This window comes from Microbispora catharanthi (assembly GCF_006334915.2).
Lineage (GTDB): Bacteria > Actinomycetota > Actinomycetes > Streptosporangiales > Streptosporangiaceae > Microbispora > Microbispora catharanthi.
The window spans coordinates 1-21,467 of sequence record NZ_VDMA02000039.1; the positions used below are offsets into that span (position 1 = coordinate 1).

16 protein-coding genes and 1 pseudogene are annotated in these 21,467 nt (G+C 70.5%); 9 read left to right on the forward strand and 8 right to left on the reverse strand.

Annotation, left to right across the window (positions count from 1 at the left end; genetic code table 11):
* Positions 1-631, reverse strand: a 631-nt coding sequence (locus tag FH610_RS40635; RefSeq protein ID WP_205826406.1) for a cellulose-binding domain-containing protein, incomplete at its 3' end; no start/stop codon positions are given.
* A gap of 28 nt (positions 632-659) precedes the next feature.
* Positions 660-1,700, reverse strand: a complete 1,041-nt coding sequence (locus tag FH610_RS40640) for a cellulose binding domain-containing protein (protein WP_240809491.1) — start codon at positions 1,698-1,700, stop codon at positions 660-662.
* Between the two features lie 683 nt (positions 1,701-2,383).
* On the opposite strand from FH610_RS40640, the gene FH610_RS40645 reads away from it, so the two are divergent.
* On the forward strand, positions 2,384-3,856 hold the full coding sequence (locus tag FH610_RS40645; RefSeq protein ID WP_139580576.1) for a glycoside hydrolase family 10 protein: 1,473 nt from the start codon (positions 2,384-2,386) through the stop codon (positions 3,854-3,856).
* Positions 3,857-3,931: 75 nt separating this feature from the next.
* Here the strand turns inward: FH610_RS40645 and FH610_RS40650 are convergent, their stop codons facing one another.
* Entirely contained in the window at positions 3,932-4,966 is a 1,035-nt protein-coding gene (locus tag FH610_RS40650) for a LacI family DNA-binding transcriptional regulator (protein WP_139580577.1), read from the reverse strand.
* Between the two features lie 121 nt (positions 4,967-5,087).
* Positions 5,088-5,939, reverse strand: coding sequence for a helix-turn-helix transcriptional regulator (locus tag FH610_RS40655; protein WP_167538837.1), 852 nt, complete (start codon positions 5,937-5,939; stop codon positions 5,088-5,090).
* Between the two features lie 117 nt (positions 5,940-6,056).
* Here FH610_RS40655 and FH610_RS40660 point away from each other — a divergent pair, with 117 nt between their 5' ends.
* Positions 6,057-6,506 carry an HIT family protein gene (locus FH610_RS40660; protein WP_139580578.1) on the forward strand — a complete coding sequence of 150 codons (450 nt, stop codon included), beginning with the start codon at positions 6,057-6,059 and terminating at the stop codon, positions 6,504-6,506.
* A gap of 25 nt (positions 6,507-6,531) precedes the next feature.
* Here FH610_RS40660 and FH610_RS40665 read toward each other — a convergent pair whose 3' ends face one another.
* Positions 6,532-7,989, reverse strand: a complete 1,458-nt coding sequence (locus FH610_RS40665; protein ID WP_139580579.1) for a DHA2 family efflux MFS transporter permease subunit — start codon at positions 7,987-7,989, stop codon at positions 6,532-6,534.
* A gap of 80 nt (positions 7,990-8,069) precedes the next feature.
* Between FH610_RS40665 and FH610_RS40670 the strand changes: the two genes are divergently transcribed.
* Complete coding sequence (locus FH610_RS40670) at positions 8,070-8,480, forward strand: SRPBCC family protein (RefSeq protein ID WP_205826407.1); 411 nt, start codon at positions 8,070-8,072, stop codon at positions 8,478-8,480.
* A 101-nt stretch (positions 8,481-8,581) separates the two neighbouring features.
* Positions 8,582-9,862 (forward strand): MFS transporter, encoded by a 1,281-nt coding sequence (locus tag FH610_RS40675; RefSeq protein ID WP_161628203.1) that lies wholly within the window; start codon positions 8,582-8,584, stop codon positions 9,860-9,862.
* Between the two features lie 78 nt (positions 9,863-9,940).
* On the opposite strand, the gene rph is transcribed toward FH610_RS40675, so the two are convergent.
* On the reverse strand, positions 9,941-12,538 hold the full coding sequence (rph, locus tag FH610_RS40680; protein WP_240809497.1) for a rifamycin-inactivating phosphotransferase: 2,598 nt from the start codon (positions 12,536-12,538) through the stop codon (positions 9,941-9,943).
* Positions 12,539-12,964: 426 nt separating this feature from the next.
* Here rph and FH610_RS40685 point away from each other — a divergent pair, with 426 nt between their 5' ends.
* Both FH610_RS40685 and FH610_RS40690 read left to right on the forward strand, forming a co-directional pair.
* On the forward strand, positions 12,965-13,933 hold the full coding sequence (locus tag FH610_RS40685) for an ATP-binding cassette domain-containing protein (protein ID WP_139580581.1): 969 nt from the start codon (positions 12,965-12,967) through the stop codon (positions 13,931-13,933).
* A complete protein-coding gene (locus FH610_RS40690) occupies positions 13,930-14,793 on the forward strand; it encodes an ABC transporter permease (RefSeq protein WP_139580582.1) in 864 nt (287 codons plus the stop codon). Before FH610_RS40685 ends, FH610_RS40690 begins: the two co-directional genes overlap by 4 nt.
* A 6-nt stretch (positions 14,794-14,799) precedes the next feature.
* Here FH610_RS40690 and FH610_RS40695 read toward each other — a convergent pair whose 3' ends face one another.
* Positions 14,800-17,910, reverse strand: coding sequence for an ATP-binding protein (locus FH610_RS40695; RefSeq protein ID WP_139580583.1), 3,111 nt, complete (start codon positions 17,908-17,910; stop codon positions 14,800-14,802).
* Positions 17,911-18,114: 204 nt separating this feature from the next.
* Positions 18,115-18,399 (reverse strand): annotated as a pseudogene (locus tag FH610_RS40700) (sigma-70 family RNA polymerase sigma factor); the annotation flags it as partial.
* Between the two features lie 111 nt (positions 18,400-18,510).
* Between FH610_RS40700 and FH610_RS40705 the strand changes: the two are divergent.
* The 3 genes from FH610_RS40705 to FH610_RS40715 all read left to right on the forward strand — a co-directional run bounded on the left by FH610_RS40705 (position 18,511) and on the right by FH610_RS40715 (position 21,467).
* Entirely contained in the window at positions 18,511-18,924 is a 414-nt protein-coding gene (locus FH610_RS40705) for an SgcJ/EcaC family oxidoreductase (protein ID WP_139580584.1), read from the forward strand.
* A 16-nt stretch (positions 18,925-18,940) separates the two neighbouring features.
* On the forward strand, positions 18,941-20,194 hold the full coding sequence (locus FH610_RS40710) for an MFS transporter (protein WP_139580585.1): 1,254 nt from the start codon (positions 18,941-18,943) through the stop codon (positions 20,192-20,194).
* Positions 20,195-20,381: 187 nt separating this feature from the next.
* The gene (locus FH610_RS40715; RefSeq protein WP_161628204.1) at positions 20,382-21,467 is read left to right on the forward strand and encodes a sensor histidine kinase; all 1,086 of its coding nucleotides are present in this window, start codon (positions 20,382-20,384) and stop codon (positions 21,465-21,467) included.

The window sequence follows — 21,467 nt, forward strand, 5'->3', positions numbered from 1 at the left end:
AGGTGTCGTCCACCCGGAAGACGTCGATGTCGGCCAGGTCCTCCCACAACACCGGGTTGGAATAGGTCGACGACGGCGGCCACGGCCCGTTCGTCGGACTCGCCGACGGCGACGGCGACGGACTCGGCGAGGGACTCGGCGAGGGGGACGCCGAGGGGGACGCCGAGGGGCTGACACTGGGACTGGCGCTGGGACTGGGACTGGGGCTGGGGCTGGTGACGGTTCCACTGCAGGTGGTGCCGTTCAGCGCGAAGCTCGCCGGCACCGGATTGGACGAGGTCCAGGAGCCGTTGAAGCCGAACGACGTGCTGCCGCCGGTCGGGATGGCGCCGTTGTAGGAGGCGTTGGTCACGGTGACCTGGGCGCCCGACTGCGTATAGCTGCCGTTCCACAGTTGGCTGATCGTCTGCCCGGCCGGGAACGACCAGGTCAGGCTCCAGCCGTTGACCGGGTCACCCAGGTTGACCACGTCCACGTTGGCACCGAAGCCGTCCTGCCACTGGTTGGTCACGGTGTAGGTGACCCGGCAGCCCGCGGCGGCGCGGGCGGAGCCGGCGGTCACGACTCCGAGGACGCTCAGTGCCGCGGCCATCCCGGCCGCGAGCCAGCGCCGATGTCGAGTGAAGCGCACGAGAATCTCCAAGGGGGATAGGGATTCGTCAGGAGACGGTGCAGGTCAGCGTGGGCACGCCGTTGGCGCCGTTCCAGGTGCCGAGGAAGCCGAACTGGGTGCTCGCGCCCGCGCCGAGCGCGCCGTTGTAGTCGACGTTGCGGGCGGTGACCTGGGCGCCGCTGGCGCTGATCGCGGCGTTCCACGACTGGGTGACCGTCTGGCCGTTGCCGAACCGCCAGCCGACCGTCCAGGAGGAGATGGCCGAGCTGCCTGCGGTCACGGTCACCGTCGCCTGGAAGCCGCCGTCCCACTGCCCGGCGATCGCGTACGCGGCCGAGCACCCCGCGCCGCCCGGCGACGGACTGGGCGAGGGGCTGGCTGAGGGACTGACCGAGGGGCTGGCTGAGGGGCTGGGCGACGGGCTGGGACCCTGACCGATGCTGCCGGGGACCGACTGGAGCGCCGCGTACCAGGCGGCGGCCATCTTGTCGTAGCCGTTCGCGGTGGGGTGGATGCCGTCGATCAGGTCGGCGGTGGTCAGCTTGCTGTGCATGTCGACCAGGTGGACGTGCTTGCCGCTGTTGACCTTGGACTGCACGATGCCGGGGATCGCCGCGTTGAAGGTGCGGGCGGCGGCCTCCTGGCCGGAGTTCGACAGCGGGATGATGGTCGCGACGAACACCTCGGCGTTCGGCGCCGCCGCGGTGATGTGGTCGATCAGCGTGGACAGCCGCTGCGGCGCGCCGGACACGTTGTAGTTCTGCAGCACGTCGTTGGTGCCGATGTGCAGCAACACCGTGCGGGGGGTGTAGTTGCGCAGCCAGCCGGTGATGTTCGCGTCGATCTGGTCGATCCGCCACCCGGGGTGTCCCTCGTGGTCGTGGTCGCCCAGGCTGGCGGGCCCGTTGTACTGCGACCCGACGAAGTCGATCGTGTAGCGGCCCGCGGCCAGGCGCTGCCACAACCCGATCCGGTAGCCACCGGGCACCTGCGTGCCCTCGGTGATCGAGTCGCCCAGCGGCATCACCCGCACCCCGCCGTTGGACTCGGCGCGGGCGACGGCGGGCGCGATCGCAAGGACGGTCACGGTCAGAAGCGCGGTGGTCAGCCGGCGTCTCCACCGGCTCCATCCGCGCCGATTTGTGAGCGTTAACATCGCTGGTTGGTCAACCCTTTCGATGACGGTGAGGTGGGTAAGCGGGTCCCCGTCGTGGCCGACCCGCACGCCGCACGGGATCGGGCTCCGGTAGCGCTCGGCGGCACTGTTGTTAGCGCTAACATCGGTGCAACGAGTCGTTCGCTCCTCTCCTCGGGATGACCGGGGTGGTGGTGCGCCGGAGCAAATACGACGTGAGGAGCGCCCGTCAAGGTCGAGCTCGCGCCCTGTTCCGCCCTTCCGCCCGGCCTACGCGTCTCAACTGCCGGGATGGGACGCGAACGCACCGCCGGGGGGAGGTGCGGTGATGAAACGTTCATCGGAAGCCGGGTCGCGACGGCCGACGTCAGGAGCGGCCGGAAAATTACATCGGCATGTCAGGGACGTCTATGCAGCATGCAGGCATCTCGAGGCTCTGCGGGCATCGAAACGTTCTGGCAACACTCTTGACACGTTTCGGGATGATTTCCAGACTGACTCCCCGAGGCGGCTCCTCCTGCCGGGGTCGGTGGTGGACGGCAGGGGCCGCAGTTTCGACGCGGCGACGGACCGCGTGCTGCTTTCGCGGGCGTCTATCCGCGTTCCCTCATTGATTTCGCAGTGGAGGCTCAGGCATGGGCGAAAACCCCTTATCCGCCGACGGAGGACGGCGACCGCTCGTCGGCACCCGCCGGCTGCTGGTCGTCGGCGCCCTCGGCGCCCTCGGCACGGTCACCGCACTCGCGGCGTCCGTCCCCGCCGGCGCCGCCGCCGGCACGCTGGGCGCGGCCGCCGCCCAGAGCGGCCGCTACTACGGCGCCGCGATCGCCGCCGGTCACATGAACGACTCGACCTACGTGGCCACCTGGGACCGGGAGTTCAACGCCGTCACCCCGGAAAACGAGATGAAGTGGGACGCCACCGAGCCCTCACGCGGCTCGTTCCGCTTCACCTCCGCCGACCAGATCGTCAGCCACGCCCAGAGCAAGGGCATGAAGATCCGCGGGCACACGCTGGTCTGGCACCAGCAGCTGCCCAGCTGGGTCAGCGGCCTGTCCACCAGCGACCTGCGCTCGGCGCTGGTCAACCACATCAACAACGTGATGGGCCATTACAAGGGCAAGATCTACGCCTGGGACGTGGTCAACGAGGCGTTCGCCGACGGCGGCGCGGTCGGCACCCTGCGCAGCTCGGTCTGGACGCAGAAACTCGGCAACGGCTTCATCGAGGAGGCCTTCCGCGCCGCGCGGGCGGCCGACCCGAGCGCCAAGCTCTGCTACAACGACTACAACATCGACAACGCCACGGCCGCCAAGACCCAAGGCGTCTACAACATGGTCAAGGACTTCAAGGCGCGCGGCGTGCCGATCGACTGCGTCGGGCTGCAGTCGCACCTGTCGTCGGGGTCGGTGCCCTCCAACTACCAGCAGAACATCGCCCAGTTCGCCGCGCTCGGCGTCGACGTCCAGATCACCGAGCTCGACATCGGCGGCTCGGGCTCCGGCCAGGCCGACGCCTACCGCCGTGTCACCCAGGCATGCACGGCCGTGCCCCGCTGCACCGGCATCACGGTGTGGGGCATCACCGACAAGTACTCCTGGCGCAGCGGCGACACCCCGCTGCTGTTCGACGGCAACTACAACAAGAAGCAGGCGTACACGGCCGTCCTCGACGCCCTCAACGCCGCGACCCCGAACACGAGCCCGTCTCCGAACACGAGCCCGTCTCCGAACACGAGCCCGTCCCCGAACACGAGCCCGAACACCAGTCCGTCCCCGCGTACCAGCCCGTCCTCGACGCCGTCTCCGGTGACGGGGGCGTGCTCGGCGACGATCGAGACGACCAACAGCTGGCCGGGCGGGTTCCAGTCGACGGTGACCGTACGGGCGGGCAGCGCGGCGGTCAACGGCTGGACCGTGAAGTGGACCTGGCCGAGCGGGCAGACCATCAGCAGCCTGTGGAACGGCACGCAGAGCGTGTCCGGGTCCTCCGTGACGGTCCGCAACGCGGACTACAACGGCTCGATCGCGGCCGGGGGGTCCACCACCTTCGGCTTCACCGCCAACGGCAGCGCGGCCACGCCGTCCGTCACCTGCACCAGCCCCTGACGGCCTGTACCAGGGCCGCTACCCCAGCTCCGGCACCTCCGGTGCGGCGTACCCCGTCGCGCCGGAGGTTCGCCTTCAGCGCTTCGGAGGAGCGGTGCTCTCGCGTACGACGAGGGTCGTGGCGAACTCCTTGCGGTGATGGGGGAGGGGCTCGCCCCTGGCGAGCGTCACCAGCATGGCGGCCGCCGCCCCCGCCATCTCGGTCAGCGGCTGGTGGATCGTGGTCAGCGGCGGAATAGCCCACCGCACCGGCGGCATGTCGTCGAAGCCGACGACGCTGAGGTCCTCGGGGATGCGCAGCCCCATCTGGTGGGCCGCGTGGTAGACCCCGATGGCCTGGCCGTCGTTGGAGGCGAAGACGGCCGTGGGCGGGTCGGACAGACGCAGCAGCCGGTGGGTGTGTGTCAGGCCGTCCTCGATCTGGTAGTCGCCCTGGCAGATCAGATCAGGGTCGACGGGCACCCCGGCCGTGTCGAGCGCGGCGCGGTAGCCGTCGAGACGCGCCCGGCTGGACAGCGCGTGCGACGGCCCGGTGATGATGGCGATCCGCCGATGGCCCAGATCAAGCAGGTGGCGGGTGGCGGTGAGCCCGCCGTTCCAGTTGCCCGCGCCGACCGAGGGGACGCGGTGTCCCGGGTCGCCGGTCGGGTCGAGGAGGACGAGGGGGATCTTGTGCGTGGCGAGCCGCTCACGCTGGACGTCGGTCAGGCTGGAGAAGACCGCGATGACGCCGGCGGGGCGGCGGCCGAGCACGTCTTCGAGCCAGTCGGCGCCGGGGACGTGGTTGCCCTGTAACTCGGAGATCGCCACGGCCATGTGATGCTCGCGCGCGACCTGTCCCACCCCCCGGGCGATCTCCGTCGGGTAGTCGCCCGCCAGTTCGTGGAAGACCAGCTCCAGCACGGCGGCGGGGCTGGAGCGCCGCCGCTGCCTGCGGAAGCCGTGCTCACGGATGAGGCCCTCGATGAGGGCGCGCGTCTCCGGCGCCACCGCGGACCTGCCGTTGACCACCTTGGAGACCGTCGCCTTCGACACTCCCGCGAGTTCGGCGAGCTGTGCGAGGGTCAGCGGTTCTGGGTCGGATGCGGGCGGCTCGTCGACAACGGTCACAAGGCGCAGTCTAACGTCGAGTCGTGGATAAAACTCTGAATGTTTCGGTGATCGGCCGAATAATTTCAGTCGGCGGCCGAGTTCGTCCTGATGCTGCCCACGAAAGTTTTCGGAAACCGGTTTATCCGGCGAGTGTCGGCACACCGAGTGCGGTGAGGGATGCGAGGCGTTCGGCGTCCTCGGTGCCGGGCTCGGCCGTGTAGACCATGATGCGCAGGTCGCCGCCCGTCACGGTGAGCACGTCGCAGTCCAGTGTCAGGGGACCGACGTCCGGATGGTCGATGGTCTTGCGCCCGGCCTCGTGCCGGTCGACGGCACCGGAATCCCACAGCTCGGCGAACCGCTCGCTGTTCACGCGCAGATCAGCGACCAGCCGCCGCAGCCGCTGGTCGGCCGGGTAGCGGTCGGCGGTCGCGCGCAGGTCGGCGACCAGGGCCGCCTCGAACGCCCGCAGGGACTCCGGAGTGTGCCGGGTCCGGCTCCCGGGGCCGAGGAAGTGCCGCCACACCGCGTTGCGCTGGTCGCCGCGCCACTCCGACGGGTCGCCCATCAACGCGGCGTACGGCGGGTTGGCCAGGAGCAGCGTCCAGCACGCGTCGAAGACCGCGACGGGGGTGCCGGCCAGCCGGTCCAGCAGCCGCCGGACGCTCGGCGTGATGTGCGCCGGCACCGTCTCCGGGCCCGGTGGCGCCAGCCCGGCCAGCCGGAACAGGTGTGCGCGCTCGGTGCCCGACAGCCGCAGGGCCCGGGCGAGGGCCTCGACGACCTGGGCCGACGGGTGGGACGCTCGGCCCTGTTCGAGCCGGGTGACGTAGTCGACGGAGATGCCGGCCAGCAGGGCCAGCTCCTCACGGCGCAGTCCGGCCGCGCGCCGCTGTCCGGCCGCGGGCAGTCCGGCGGTCTCGGGCGCGACCCGGTCGCGCCAGCGGCGTACCGCCTCGCCGAACGCTCCGGTCATTCCTTCCGTCGCCATGCCCACCAGTGTGCACCCGAGCGCTTCCAGGACCGGCCGGTAGGTTCACGACGTATCCGCACATCGAAGACCCCGAGGCCCTCTTGCGTCTCCTGGTCGGCTCTGCACCATGTGCGTATGAGAGAGCATGAGGAACCCGGCTGCGTCTTCTGCGCGATTCTCCGCGGCGAGGCCGAGGCGAGCATCCCCTATGCGGACGACCGCGTGATGGTGATCATGACTATCGGGGCGGTGACGCCCGGCCACCTTCTCGTGATTCCCCGCGTTCACGCCGTCGGCCTGGAAGACCTGGACGAGGAGACGAGCACACACGTCTGGAGGATCGGCCACCGCATGGGGCGGGCTCTGCGGCGTTCGGGCCTTCGATGCGAGGGCGTGAACATCTTCCTGGCGGACGGCAAGGCCGCCTTCCAGGAGGTCTTCCATCTCCACCTGCACGTGTTCCCCCGATTCAAGGAGGATGGCTTCCGGATAGAGGCCGACTGGGGCACCAGGGACCGAGGCCTGCTCGACCGGGACGCCGAAGCGGTGCGATCCGGACTGGCGGCCCTGGGATCTCCGGACTGACGACGGACGGGAACTCTGGCCCGAGTCACCGGCGCCGGTCGAGGTCCTCGAACAGGGCCGCCGCCCGTACGGCGGTGTCCTGAGCCCGGCGCCCGGTGCTGAGCAGCGCGAGGGTCAGGATGCCGGCGCCGAGTCCGAGCACCAGCCACCACACGCCGTGCTCCGCGCTGGTGTAGGCCGTGCCGCCGCGGGCCACGGCCGATCCCAGGAGCGTTCCGGCGATCGCGACGCCCAGGGTGGTGCCGGTCTGCCGGCCGGCCGAGGCCAGCGAGGCCGCCACCCCGGCCATCGAGCGGGGCATGCCGGAGACCGCCGTGTTGGTGATCGGCGGGTTCACGGTGCCCAGGAAGACGCCGAACAGCAGATAGGTCGCGAGCACCGCCGGCAGCGGGGTGGCCGGTCCGAGCCAGAGTGACGCGCCGCCGCCCAGCGCCAGTGCGCTTCCGGCGACCACCAGCGGCAGCCGGGGACCGCGGGTGCCGACCAGCCGGCCGGTGAGCGGGGAGAGCAGCACGACCAGCGCGCCGACCGGGAGCAGGCACAGCCCGGCCGCCAGCGCCGGCATGCCGCGCACGTCCTGGAGATACTGGGTGGTCACGAACAGGAACGCCCCGAACCCGCACAGGGCGAACAGCGCCATCAGGATCGCGGCGCCGAACGGCACGCTGCGAAACAGGCGCAGCTCCAGCAGCGGGTCGGCGCGGCGCGGCTCGTAGGCGAGGATGCCCAGCACGGCGATTACGGCGACGGCGAGCAGGCCGAGGATGACCGGCGAGGTCCAGCCCATCGCCCTGGACTCGGTGACCGCGTAGACGACCCCGCCCAGCAGCAGGATCATCAGAGCCTGTCCCACCGGGTCGAACCGGCGCGCCCTTGCGGCGCGGGACTCGGGCACGAACAACGCGGTGCACACGATCGCGGCGGCCGCGATCGGCACATTGATCCAGAAGACCGAGCGCCAGCCGAAGCCGTCGACCAGGGCGCCGCCGAGGATCGGGCCCAGTGCCAGCGCCAGGCCGCTCATGGAGCCGAACACGCCGATGGCCCTGGCCCGCTCGGCCGGTTCGGGGAAGGTGTTGGCGACGATCGCCATCGCCACAGGGTTGAGCATCGTGCCGCCGACGGCCTGCAGCGCACGCGCCGCGACCAGCCAGCCGGTGCTGGGCGCCAGGCCGCAGAGCAGCGAGCCGAGCCCGAAGGCGGCCAGACCGATCTGGAAGACGCGCCGGCGGCCCACCCGGTCGGCCATGGACCCGGCCAGCACCAGGAAACCGGCCAGCACCAGCGTGTACGCGTCGATCGTCCATTGCAGGCCGGACACCGAGGCGTTCAGGTCGCGGCGGATCGCCGGCAGCGCGACGTTGACGATGGAGATGTCCATCACCACGACGACGATGCTGGCGCAGCAGACGGCGAGCACCAGGAACCGGCGGCGCCGGCTGAGCTCGCCCACGTCGGGCCGTAGCGGGATTGAAGCAGTCATGACCGCGACGCTAGGAATTCGAGCGCGCTCGAGGTCAAGCACAGCGGCGGGCCGTGGCCGGCTCCGGCATGATGGCGTGCATGGCTTCGGAATCCAGGCACATCAGCGTGTGGATCGACCGGCACGCGGCCGACGTCTACGAATACGCGTCGAACCCGGCCAACCTCCCGGAATGGGCTCCGGGGCTCGGCAGCTCGGTGGAGAACGTCGACGGACAGTGGTACGTGGAGACCCCCTCGGGCCGGGTCGGCCTGGCCTTCGCGGAGCGAAACGAGTACGGCGTTCTCGACCACGACGTCACGCTGCCCTCCGGGCAGGTCGTCTACAACCCGATGCGGGTCATCCCCGACGGCGACGTCTGCGAGGTGGTCTTCACCCTGCGCCGCCTTCCGGGTGTGAACGACGAGGAATTCGCCCGCGACGCGGGCCTCGTCCAGGCCGACCTCACCCGGTTGAAGCACATACGGGAATCCGCCGCTCAAGCACAGTAATCCCGCTTTCCTGGCGAGCTGACGGAACCGGCGAGGCGGCGAAGGGCATTTCCTTGCGCCTTCCGCTCGATCGGGATTCATTTCGTAGCATGCGCAGTCGCTTGAGAAAGCTCATAGGCCTGACCGGTTCCGCGGGCGGGCCTCTGGCGCGAAATCGCGAATTCCGCCTGCTGTGGCTCAGCTTCACGATGTCGGTGGCGGCCGACCAGATCTTCCCGGTCACGGTCACCATCGCGGCCCTCAACGCGGGTGGCACCGCTTCGACCGTCGGCGCGATCTTCACCTGCCGGTGGATCGCGTTGATCGTGTTCGCGTTGCTCGGCGGGCTGTGGGCGGACCGGCTGCCGCGCCGTACGGTGATGGTCGCCTCGCTGGGTTTCCAATCCTGCGTGGCCGCCGTCGGGTTGTGCGGCACCGCCTCCCCGTGGCTTCTCGCGCTCCTGGTCTTCCTCGTCGGAGGGGCGGAGGCGTTCCACCGGCCCGCGTACCAGGCCTGCCTGTCCTCGGTCCTCACCCCCGCCCAGCGTCCGGCCGGCGCCGCGCTGACGGCTGTCTCCTGGCGGCTCGGCGCCGTGATCGGGCCCGGTCTCGGCGCGTACGTGGTGACGGCGTGGTCCGCCAGGATCGGATTCCTCGCCGTACTGACGGCCTATCTGCTCGGTCTCGTCCTTCTCCTGCCGTTGCGCGAACCCGTCGTCACGCCGGGGCGGCGGGCGTCCGCCGTACGGGAGATCGCGGACGGCCTCTCCGAGGTCGTCCGGCGGCGGTGGGTCCTGGGGGTCATCGTCGCCGTCGCGCTCCAGCAGATGCTCACGATCGCGCCGGCGCAGGTCCTGCTGCCTCTCGTCTCCCGCGAGACCTTCGGCGGCGACGCCGTGTACGGAACCGCCCTCGCTCTTCTGTCGGTCGGCGGCCTGGCGGGCGGGCTCGTCAGCATGAGATGGAAGCCCGGCCGGCCGGGGCTGGCCGCCATCACCGGGCTCGCCCTCTACGGCGTCGTGCCGCTCGCGCTCGCGTGGCCGGTGTCGCCGGAATTCGTGTACGCGTGCTACGTCACGGCGGGCCTGGGGCTGGAGATCTTCGCCGTGCAGTGGGTGGTGAACCTCCAGAGGGAGATCCCTCCGGAGCGGCTCGCCCGGGTCACCTCCGTGGACTGGCTGGCCGCCTCGGTCATGACGCCCCTCGGCCTGACGCTCACCGGTCCGGCCGGCGCCGCTATCGGCCGCCCGGTGCTTCTGGCGATCGGCGCGATGGCCGGATTCGCCGTGCCGCTGGCCACTCTTCTCCTCCGCGGGATGCCACGCTTCCAGAGCGACGTCACGGCGCTCGGCGGGGACAGCACTCCCGAGGCGGCCACGCTGAATTACGGTCATAGCCCATGAGGATCCTCATCGTGGGCGGCAGCGGCTTGTCACTCCGTATGGAGCGGCGAAGGCGGCCGCAGAGGCCGACGCGACGGTTCAGGCGAGGATCTCGACGTAGCCGTCGGTTCCGTGAACGCGGATCCGCTGTCCGTCCTGGATCAGCCGGGTGGCCTGCTCCACACCCACGACGGCCGGCAGGCCGTACTCCCGCGCGATCACCGCGCCGTGCGTCATAAGCCCGCCCACCTCCGTCACCAGTCCGGCGACGGAGACGAACAGGGGGGTCCAGCTGGGGTCGGTGTAGGTGGTGATCAGGATGTCGCCCGCCTCAAGGTCGGCCTGAGCCATGTCCAGGACGACACGGGCACGGCCCTCGACGGTCCCGGCCGAGACCGGGAGACCGGCCAGCGCGCCGGGCGGGGCGTCGTCACGCCGATACCGGCCAACGATGGCCTCGCCGTCCGACGTGAGGATGCGGGGAGGTGTGAGCGCCTCGTACGACCGGAACGCCTCCCGCCTCTCCAGGATGAGTTCGGCGTCCACGTCGTCGGTGCGCACGACTTCCCGCAACTCCTCGAGCCGGAGGAAGAAGATGTCCTCCTTCTCGCGCAGGACGCCGGACCGGACGAGGCGATCGGCTTCCCGCAGCAACGCCTGCTTGTAGACGAAGTAGCGGCTGACCATGCCGTACTTGGGGTACTCCCGGTATCCGGCGAAGGTGCGGACGCGGTCGATCATCCGCTTGGTCTCCTCGGCCTTCTGCTCTCCGTCGGGTAGGGCGCGCAGGCGCGTCAGCAGTTCCTGTTCTTTCCGTCGTGACTCCTGGAGTCCTTGCTCGAAGCGCCGTTTGCCGGCGCCCGGCTCGAAGTTCTTGATGTTGCCGAGGATGGTGGGCACGAGCATGGCGGGTTGCTCACTCCAGCGCGTTCTGGTGATGTCGATCTCGCCCGCACAGCGCATGCCGTACTCGCCGAGGTAGCCCCGGATGGCGTCACGCGCTTCCCGCCCGCCGGCCAGCCCGGCCAGCTCGTCGAGGAAGCCGTCGCCCTCCCGGCCTTCGTCGACGACGCGCTGCAGGAACGCCACGACCTCCGCGTGCGGCCGGATTGTGTCCGCGACGTCGAGGAGCGCCAGCCCCATCTCCGAGGTGACGTTGTGGGGGACGGATTGTGTGAGCGCGTCGGCCGCGTTCTTCTCGCCCAGCCACGTCTCGATGTGGTCGTTGAGCCACCAGGTCGCCTCCATCCCCGCCATGATCACCTGGGAGCTCCGCGGATCGAACAGGATGCGCTTCAGCTCCGCGATGTCGGCCAGGATGAAGTCGAGCAGCGCCGGCCCGGACAGCCCCTGGATCTCGCGCCGCAGGGTGGCGACGGACGCCTGACTGTGCCGGATCAGCTGGGTGACGACGGCCGGATCGGTCTCGATCGGGGCGGGGGCGTCACCCGCGGGTGCGGGGCCGGAACCTTCGTCCGGAAGCGAGCGGAGGAAGTCGCCGCGGTCGAAGACGGTCTGCAGCGCGTCCCGAATCAGCGGGTCGGATCTCCCCAGGGTCCCGAGGAGACGCGCGCGACCCGCGGGTGTCGCCAGGACGGGGGCCACGTCGACGAACAACCGTCCGCCCGCCTCGTGCATCGGCCGTGGGGTCGTCAGCTGCCACAGGGAGAGTCCCAGCGGCTTCATCGCGTCGGTCATCATCTGCTGGTGACCGACGGAGACGAAGACGTGGTTCTCCTGGTCATCGGTCGCGGGGACGGGAAACAGGGTGGTGATCGCCCGACTCTGGACGATGTGGAAGTCGTCGCCGGCCAGGCACCATTCGATGTCCTGGGGCCGGCCGAAGTGTGCTTCGATTCGCCGGCCCAGCCGCACCAGGCGCACGACCTGTGCGTCCGTCAGGGCCGGCTGCGTCTGCCGCCGCTGCTCCACTGGCGCGTCCTGGGTGCCGCCTCCCGGCGACGCCTGGACGAACCGCGGCTTGGTGGCGACCGCTCTGGTGACGACCCGATCGTCGCGCACCGTGTAGACGTCGCCGGAGACCAGACCGGAGACAAGCGCCTCGCCGAGCCCCCACCCGGCCTCCACGGTGGCGATCTTCCGGTTCGAGGTCACGGGGTCCGCGGTGAACAGGATCCCGGCCGCGTCGGGGAACACCATCCGCTGTACGACCACGGCCATCCGCACCTTCCGGTGGTCGAAGCCGTTACGGCGCCGGTAGGTCACCGCCCGCTCGGTGAACAGCGAGGCCCAGCACCGCCGGACGTGCCGAAGGATCTCCGCCAGGCCCACGATGTTCAGGTACGAGTCCTGCTGGCCGGCGAAGGACGCGGTCGGCAGGTCCTCGGCCGTCGCACTGGAACGCACCGCGTAGGAGGCGTGCTCCCCGAGCCGGGCCAGCGATTCGCTGATCGCCGCCACGAGATCGTCGGGCAGCGCGACGCCCTCGACGGCGCGGCGGATATCCGCGCTCAGGTCGCGGATCGCCGCACGGTCGTCCGGTTCCACCCGCGACAACAGGTCAAGCTGAGCGTCGATCGACGGCACCTCGGCCACGACCGCCTGGAAGGCGTCCGTCGTGACGCAGAAGCCGTCCGGCACGCGGATGCCGTCGATTCGCGAGAGCTCGCCGAGATGCACCCCCTTTCCGCCGACGTCTGCGACATTCGTCGAGTCGATGTGCTCGAAACCCATCACGTAGCGCAATTCGCTTGCTCCATCGTCCGTCGGGTCGGTTCGCAACGGGCAAGTATGAAGCACTTTCCGACGCCTCATGAGGCGCGCGGATCTGCTATAAAGTGAAAATGGAGGGGTATCCGGTTGTTCGGCCGCCCTGCGGTTCGCGATGCTCTGCGGAATGAACGTCCCCGGGTCTGAGATCCCGAACGGGACCCGCACCACAATCCTCTGCCGTACCGCTCGATCAGTAGGTCCTGTCGATCACCGACCCGGTATCCCCTGCCCATGGAGCTCGCCCGGGCCATCGGTGTCACGAAGAAGGACGCCGGAGCCGGTGAAACCGCCAGGTCAGGGGTGAAACCAGCGTGAAGCCGCGATGAAGCCGGCAACGCGGAAGCTCTTCTCGGACGCCGGGAGGTACCCGGCGGAGAGAGGAGACGCGTCATGGCGGACCTCAGCGCCGTCCGGGCCGAGAGTCTGGTCAAGAGCTTCGGGGACTTCCGGGCCGTGGACGGCATCGACCTTCACGTACGGCAAGGCGAGATCTTCGGGGTCCTGGGCCCGAACGGAGCGGGTAAGACCACGATGCTCCGGATGCTCGCAACCCTGCTCCCGATCGACGGCGGCCATGCGGAGATCTTCGGCGTCGACGTCCGGCGGGAACCCCACCGCATCCGGCAGCTGGTAGGCGTCACCGGCCAGTACGCCTCGGTGGACGAGGACCTGACCGCCCGGGAGAACCTCTGGCTGTTCGCCCGCCTGCAGGGCCTGGCGAGCACCCGGGCCAAGAGCATCGCCGGTGACCTGCTCGAACGCTTCGACCTCCAGGAGGCGGCCGAGCGTCCCCTGTCCCAGTTCAGCGGCGGCATGCGCCGCCGCCTGGACCTGGCGTCGAGCCTGATCACCCGCCCACCCCTGATCTTCCTGGACGAGCCCACGACCGGCCTCGACCCGAGAACCCGAGGCCAGATGTGGGACACCATCCGTGAGCTGGTCACCGACGGTTCCACGATCCTCCTGACCACCCAATACCTGGACGAGGCCGACCAACTGGCCGATCGCATAGCCGTGATCGACCGAGGCCGGAAGGTCGCCGAGGACATCCCCGACGCCCTGAAGACCCAGGTCGGCGACTCGACCCTGCAGCTCAGGCTCGCGGACGGCTCTGACACCGCCCTGGCCGCGGACGTCGTACGCCGGCTGCTGGGTGAGGAGCCGGTCCTGACCCCGGAATCAGGACGAATGAACGTCCCCCTTCCCGACCCCGACCGGGCCGCGGACGTCCTGATCGGCCTGCGAGAGGCAGGCCTCCGCATCTCCTCGGTGAGCGTCGCCAAGCCGACGCTGGACGAGGTCTTCCTGGCGCTGACCGGCCACGGCGCCGACGAACCCCAGATGGAGGCGGCCCGATGACCACGAGCACCGCGACCTCGACCACCGCGACCCCGACCACCCGCAACGCCAGGCGCGTCGACCCGTCCGCCGTGGTCGCCCGCACCACGTCCCGCAGCTCGCTGCAGGCAACCTGGGTCCAGATCCTGGCGATGGCGTGGCGAGCCCTGAAGAAGATGCGCCGCAAGCCCGAGCAGTTCTTCGACGTCCTCATCCAGCCTTTGCTGTTCACGGCGATGTTCGCGTTCATCTTCGGCGGCGCGATCTCCGGCAGTGTGTCGAACTACCTCCCGGTGCTGATCCCCGGCATCCTCGCCCAGACGGCCCTGACCGTATGCATGGCGACAGGCGTGCAGTTGCGTGAGGACATGGACAAGGGGGTCTTCGACCGCTTCAAGTCCCTGCCGATCGCGAGGATCGCTCCCCTGGCCGGCCCGATGATCGCTGACCTGATCCGTTATGGCATCGCGTCGGTGCTGACGCTCGTCACCGGCCTGGTCATCGGTTACCGCCCCGGCGGCGGCGTGCTCGGCTGCATCGGCGGCGTCGCACTCACCGTGTTCGCGGGCTGGTCGCTGGCGTGGATCTTCACCTGGCTGGGCACGATGGCGCGTACGGCGCAGAGCGTCCAGGGGATCTCGATGATGATCATGTTCCCGCTCACCTTCCTGTCCAACGCCTTTGTCCCCGCCGAGACGCTGCCCGGCTGGCTGGAGGCGTTCGTGAAGGTCAACCCGGTGTCACACGTCGTCTCCGCGGTGCGCGACCTGTTCAACGACGGGGCCGTGACGGCCGAGGTCGGCTGGGCGGTCATCGGCTGCGTGGTCGTCGTCGTGATCTTCGCTCCACTGGCGGTCCGCTCGTACTCCCGCAAGATGTAGCGGGTTTCAGAGCACCCGCTCCAGGACGTTACGGGCCTCGGCCAGCAGGTCGGGGCCGCGTCGTTCGCCATATTCGGCCTCGATCCGGGACATGACGCCGGGGACGATCCGTTCGGCGTGCGCGGACAGCACCGACCACCGCATCGTCGGGACGAACCGGTTGTAGGCGAACCGGTTGGCGAGCACGAGCAGCCGGATCGCCTCCTCGGCGGGCAGCACCCCCTTTCGCAGGCCCCAGATGCCCATCGCGGCGAGCACCATCCCCACCAGCGGGTAGTCCCTGAAGGCGTGGTCCGAATCGAAGGCGATCAGAACCTTGGCCCGCAGCGACTCGAAGAGGTCCGCGCCGTCGTCGCCCCCGCCGTACTCCGCGAACGCCGAGACCGCGACGACGTCGCCGACGATGGCCCACATCGTGGAACCGCCCGGCGCGCCCGGCATGCGCAGGTTCCGGAGCACCTCGGCCGTCTCGCGGTGCCGCCGCAGTCCCTCGGCGATGTCGCCGTCGACGAGGGCCAGCTGGGCTCTGCCGGCGGCGACCGCCAGGACCTCGCCGTAGGTCCCCTGGGAGGCGAGCGTCTCCAGGTCGTCGAGCATCCTCGCGGCCTCGTCGCGACGGCCCTCGACGAGCGCCGCCATGGCGAGGGTGGCGCGGATCTGGACGGCGTCCTCCACCGCCCCGAGGCGTTCGAGCACGGGGAGCGCCTCGGTGGCATGCCGGGAGGCCGACGCGGAGTCATCGAGGTGCGCGTAGAGGCCGGCGAGCTGGGTGTGCAGCACCGCCCGGTGCCAGGGACCGCCGTCGTCGCCGACGAGTTCGAGGGCGGCCCGGGCCGCTTCGATGGCGCCGACCGGGTCGCCGATGTTCTCCAGGCCGTGGCTCAGCCAGTGCAGCGCGATCCGGCGGGTCAGCGGGTCGGGATCGGCGGCCAGCTCTTCCAGGCCGCTCTCGCGGTCCGACACCATGATGAGCAGCGCGGTCACCAGCGCCCGTACGGCCGGGTTCGCCGAGTCGGCGCCCAGCCCGGACAGCAGCCGCGTCAGTGTCCCGGTCTCTTCGAGGGAGATGACGCTGGTGGTGAACAGCGCGATGCTCAGGGCCAGCCGGGTCCGGTCGAGGAGCCGGGGCGGCGGCGTCCAGTCGCTCAGGGCGGCGGCGACGGCCGGGGTGAGGACGACGGTGCGCGTGTGGTCCCCGCAGATCGTCCAGTAGGCGCCCAGAGCGGAGAACAGCACCACGACCGTCTCCGGGTCGGGGTCGGCGAGGGCCTCGCGCAGGATGTCGGCGAGGTTCGTCTCCTCCGAACGCAGCCGGTCCACCGCGTCGACCTGCTCCGGCGAGTACAGCCGGCCGCCGTGCCGGTGGGCGTGGCCGACGGCCCAGGCCCGTACGGCCGCCCGTGCGTCGGCGGTCTCACCGGCCGCTTCCAGCCGCATACGGCCGAACTCACGCACCGTCTCGAGCATGCGATACCGGACGCCGTCGGCTGTCTCCACAACGGTGAGCAGGGACTGCTCCACGAGCTCCTCGACGTCGCCGAGAGCGCCGTCGCCGAGCACCTCCTCCGCCGCGTCCAGGGTGAAGCCGTCCGGGAAGGCCGAGAGGAGGCGGAGGGCCCGGCGCTCCCGCTCGCCGAGAAGGTTCCAGGACCAGTCGATCACCGCCAGCAGCGTCTGGTGCCGGAAGGGGGCGCTCCGATCGCCGCCGCGCAGCAGCGCGAACCTGTCCTCCAGCCGCCGGGCGATCTCGGCCGGTGACATCACCCTCACCTTGGCGGCGGCCAGTTCGATCGCGAGCGGCAGGCCGTCCAAGCGGGTCACGACGGCGCGTACGTCACCCTCGTCGAGGTGCACACCGGGCCGGGCCGCGGTCGCGCGGTCGCGGAACAGCTCGACGGCGTCGCCGGTTCCCAGCTGGGGCAGCGGATAGACGCGTTCGGCGGCGATCGCCAGCGGCGAGCGGGTCGTGGTGAGGACGCGCAGCTCCCGTGTGGTCGCGGTCATATAGGCGACCAGGTCGGCGACCGCCTCCACCAGATGCTCGCAGTTGTCGAGCACCAGCAGCGTCGGGGCCAGATCGAGCTGCTGGGCGATCCGGGCCCTGATGTCGGCGCGCTGCTGCGGCGTGAGCGTGCGGCGCCCTGTCACCGAGTCGCGGACGCCGAGCGCGGACCCGACCTCGCCGACCAGGTCCTCGGGTGCGGTCACGCCGACCAGCTCGACGAAGTGCACCACCGGCTGCGGGGCCTCGCGGGCGACGGCATGGGCGAGCCGGGTCTTGCCGAGCCCGCCAGGACCGAGGATCGAGACCACCCGTGAGGTGGCGAGCAGCGCCCGCACCCGCCGGAGGTCGTCGTCGCGGCCGAGCAGCGGGGTCGTGTCGAACCGCACGCCGGCGCGTACGGGGCTGTCGAGCGCCAGCAGCTCACGATGGATCCGTCGCAGCTCCGGGCCGACGTCGGCGCCGATCCGGTCGCGCAGATCCGACCGGTAGCGCTCGAAGCGGTCCAGCGCGGCGCCCGTTCCGCGCACCGCCGCCTCGCTGTGCAGGAGGTCGGCGAGCAGCCCTTCGTCCTCGGGGTGGACCCGCACGGCCTCCTCGAGCTCGGGCAGGGCGAGGCCGTGGTCACCGCTCCGGCTACGGGCCCGGGCGAGCACGACCCGCACGGAGGCCAGGTCGCGTTCCGCGCGTCGGCGCACCTCGGCCAGCGCGCCGCCGCCCTCGGGCGGCAACGTCCCGATGCCCAGCGCGAGCGCCTCCTCCGCCGCCGCGGCCGCCGTGGCCGGATCCTCGGCGAGCAGCGCCCGCGCGCGGCCCGACAGACCATGCAGCCGGCCGGCGTCGACCCGGTCGGGCGGAACCTCGAGCCGGTAGCCGCCCCCTTCGGTGACCAGCGCCTCCGACCCCACGACCGACCTGGTCCGGGACACCAGGACCTGCAGCGCCTTCGCCGGATTGGCCGGTTCGCTGTCCCCCCACACTTCCGCGACTAGCTGGTCCGCGTTCACGGTCCGGCAGGCGAGCGCGAGGGCTGCGAGCAGCGCCTGAGCCCTCTCGCCGACCACCGGCTGCCCCCGCCACCGCACACCGTCGAGCAGGCTCAGGTCGATCGGCATGGCGCAAGTCTAGGCTCCGACGAGCAATCCACCCGTTTCTCACCTTCGAGGTGAAGGCGATCTGACATTGCCGGCCGGGCCAGGCGCCGGTTCTCACACGGCAGGGGCGCGGTGTCGATCACACCACGTCCCGATTCCTCCGGCATGCCGCTGAGGTCTGCATTGGCGCCGGCTCGCGTCGGCAGTCAGACATTCGCTGGTGAAGGGGCCGCCGAGGCCCGATGGCATGACGCGGCGGCTGTTGTTGTGCTGCAGCGCGGTCAGGCACACGTTGGTGGCGATCCGGTACAGCCAGGTACGCAGCGAGGACCGGCCCTCGAAGGCGTCGCGGCCGCGCCACGCGCGCAGCAGGGTCTCCTGTACCAGGTCTTCGGCCTCGTCGACCGAGCCGACCATGCGGTAGCAGTGGGCGACGAGTTCACGGCGGTACGCGGCGGCGTCCCGCACGAAGTCGTCCTGGGCGAACTCGGTGAGCACCGGTGCCGGCATGGCTCGCTCCTCGTCATCTCAGTTCTCTACACTTAACGAAGCCAATACTTGTTTTTTTGTAGTAGACCGTACTACGGTCGCATGACCGCCCACTGATCTTCGGAGGATGAGATGAGTTCAGATCTGCACGGACGAGCGGCGCGAGAGGCGGAGCGGGGCGTACTCGAGGTGTTCGACGCGACGTCGAGCGCGTGGAGGGACGGCGACGGCGGTGTGTTCGCCGACCGGTACGCCGAGGACGCCACCGTGATCCTGCCCGGAGTCCATCTGCGTGGCAGAGCAGAGATCCGGGCGAGCATGAGTGAGGCGTTCGCCGGGCCGCTCAAGGGCTCGCGGCGCATCCACACGCCGCAGAGCGTGCGCTTCCTCGCCGAGGACGTGGCCGTCGTGGTCACCCGGAGCGGCACAGCGTTGCCCGGCGAAGCCGAACCTCCGTCCGACCGGTGGGAGTGGGCAACCTGGTCGCTCACGCGACGCGATGGCAGGTGGATGGTCGAGACGTACCACAGTTGCCCCACAGGCTGATCGGGAACGACATTCCATGAGTCGCCATGCACGGCGTACCAGCCTGCTCGCGGAGGACCTCCCGGGCGGCGGGTATCGGGCCGTGTTCGCGGTGCGGGAATTCCGGGCGATCTTCGCCGCTCATGTGCTTTCCGTTCTGGGGGGCGTCTTCGCCGAGGTCGCGCTGGTCGTGCTCGTCTTCCGCCAGACCGGGTCTGCTCTGCTGAGCGCCCTCATCTTCGCGCTCGGCTTCATGCCGTACGCACTCAGCGGGGTGCTGCTGTCCGGCCTCGCCGACCGGCATCCGCCGCGCCGGCTGCTCGTCATCTGCGACCTGCTCAGCGCCGCGTGCATGATCACGATGGCCGTGCCGCGGACACCGCTCGCTGCGCTGTTCGTCCTGCGGTGCGCCGTCGCGATGATCGCGCCGCTGTTCACCGGCACCCGGGCGGCGAGTCTGGCGGACAGCCTGCAGGGCGACCTGTACGTCCTCGGCCGTTCGCTGGTGCGGATCGTCGCGCAGACCTCCCAGATCATCGGCTACGGGCTGGGCGGCCTGGCGCTGGTGTGGCTCCCGGCCCGCGTGGCACTCTGCGTGGCCGGCGCCACCTTCCTCTGCTCCGCGCTCCTGCTTCGCCTGGGAACACATGAGCGGCCGGCCCGGGCGTCTGCGAGCGGCACGGCGATGCGCCAGTCTCTCGCCTCGGCCGGGCGGCTGCTGGGCGACCGCCGTGTCCGCGCGCTGCTGCTGATGTGGTGGATCCCGCCGATGTTCTTCGTCGTCGCTGAGGGGGTGGCCGCCCCCTACGCGGACGCAGCCTCTGCGGGCTCGGCGGGGTTAGGACTGTTCCTGGCAGCGATGCCCACAGGAACCGTCGTCGGCGAGGTGCTGGCCGGCACGATGCTCGGGCCTGCCGCCCGCGACCGGATCGCGCTCCCGCTCGCGGCGGTGTCCATGCTGCCGATGGCCGCGTTCGCGTTTCATCCGTCGCTGCTTGCGGGGGCGGCGCTCATGCTGCTCACCGGAGCCTGCGCCGCCTACACACTCGGCATGGACAGATGGTTCGTCGAGGCGGTGCCGGACCAGATGCGCGGGCGGGCCATGTCCTTGCTCGGCGCCGGAATCATGACCCTGCAGGGCGTGGGCATGGCCGCCGGCGGCGCCCTCGCGGAGGTGTTCCCTCCGCACGCGGTCATCTGCGGGGCCGGAGCGATCGGCACGTACGGCGTGCTCGGCGTCCTGCGATCGGTACGACGCACAGGCGAGCACGTCCACCCCGGCCCACGGTGAAAGGAGGTGAGAGCGACATGAGTAAGGAGACCACCGGCATTCCCAACTGGCTGCCGAACTGGCTGCCCGCCTAACGGCCGGCCGTCGATCGGTGGGGCGGCGAGATCAGCGCCGCCCCACCTCGGCCTCGTCCTCTCATGCCTGCTCAGTAGATGTCTATTCTGTGATGATGCGTGCGGGTTCTGCGGTGGACGTGGCTACGGCGGTAATCTTTGCGACGTTCATGGCCCTGATGTCGCAGGTCGCTCGGGTGACCCAGCCAGAGGCCCGTCCCGTAACCGCGCTCGGGCTGGCACTCCTGGTGGTGTGTGGGTTGGCGTTGGCTCTACGGCGAATCAATCCGCTGCTCGCCTTCACGCTGACCGTGGGCACAGCGGTGGCCTACCTGGGGTTGCGGTTCGCTGGCTGGCCCATCTACCTGGGCGCGTTCGCGGGCCTGCTGGCGCTGGTCTCTGGGGTCACCGAAGCGCGCGTGTGGGTTCCGTTCGCCTCGATCGGTGGGCTGGGGGTGGCGGTCGCCACCGGTCCGCCGGAAGGCTGGCAGCCGGCCCCGATGATCACGATCGCGGCGGTATGGGCGGCGGTCGCGGTCCTGACCGCCCGCGCCACGCAGGTCCGTCGGCGGCTCGCCGAAGAGGAGGCCGTCGGCAAGGTCGCGGAGGAGCGGCTTCGTATCGCCCGGGAGTTGCACGACGTGCTCTCCCACAGCCTGGCCACGATCAGCCTCCAGGCCGGAGTAGGGCTGCACCTGCTGAGCGACCGCCCGGAGCAGGCCCGGGAGGCGCTCCACGCGATCCGGCAGCTCAGCACCGACGCGCTCGCCCAGGCACGCGCCGCGTTGACGGTCGTGCGAGGGACGAGCGAGGATCCGCCGCGGGCCGCGCCCGATCTCGCGGGACTCGATGCGCTGGTGACGTCGGTGCGTGAGGCCGGCTTGGGTGTGGATCTGGCCACGGACCTGGATGGTCATGCGGTCCCCGATGTGATCTCCGCCACCGCCTATCGAATCGTCCAGGAGGCGTTGACTAACGTGATGCGTCACGCCGGACCCGGCGCGAGTGCTCGGGTTCATGTCGGAACCGTCGACGGCTGGCTGGAGATCGACGTCGCGGACGACGGCATCGGCGCCGCGGAACCGATACGCGCCCCCGGCCACGGCCTGCGCGGGCTGGCGGAACGGGTCGCCGCGGTCGGTGGTGAGGTGCGGGCCGGGCCGGCGCCCAGCGGCGGCTTCACCGTCCATGCGCGACTGCCGCTGGGGGCGAAGCGGTGA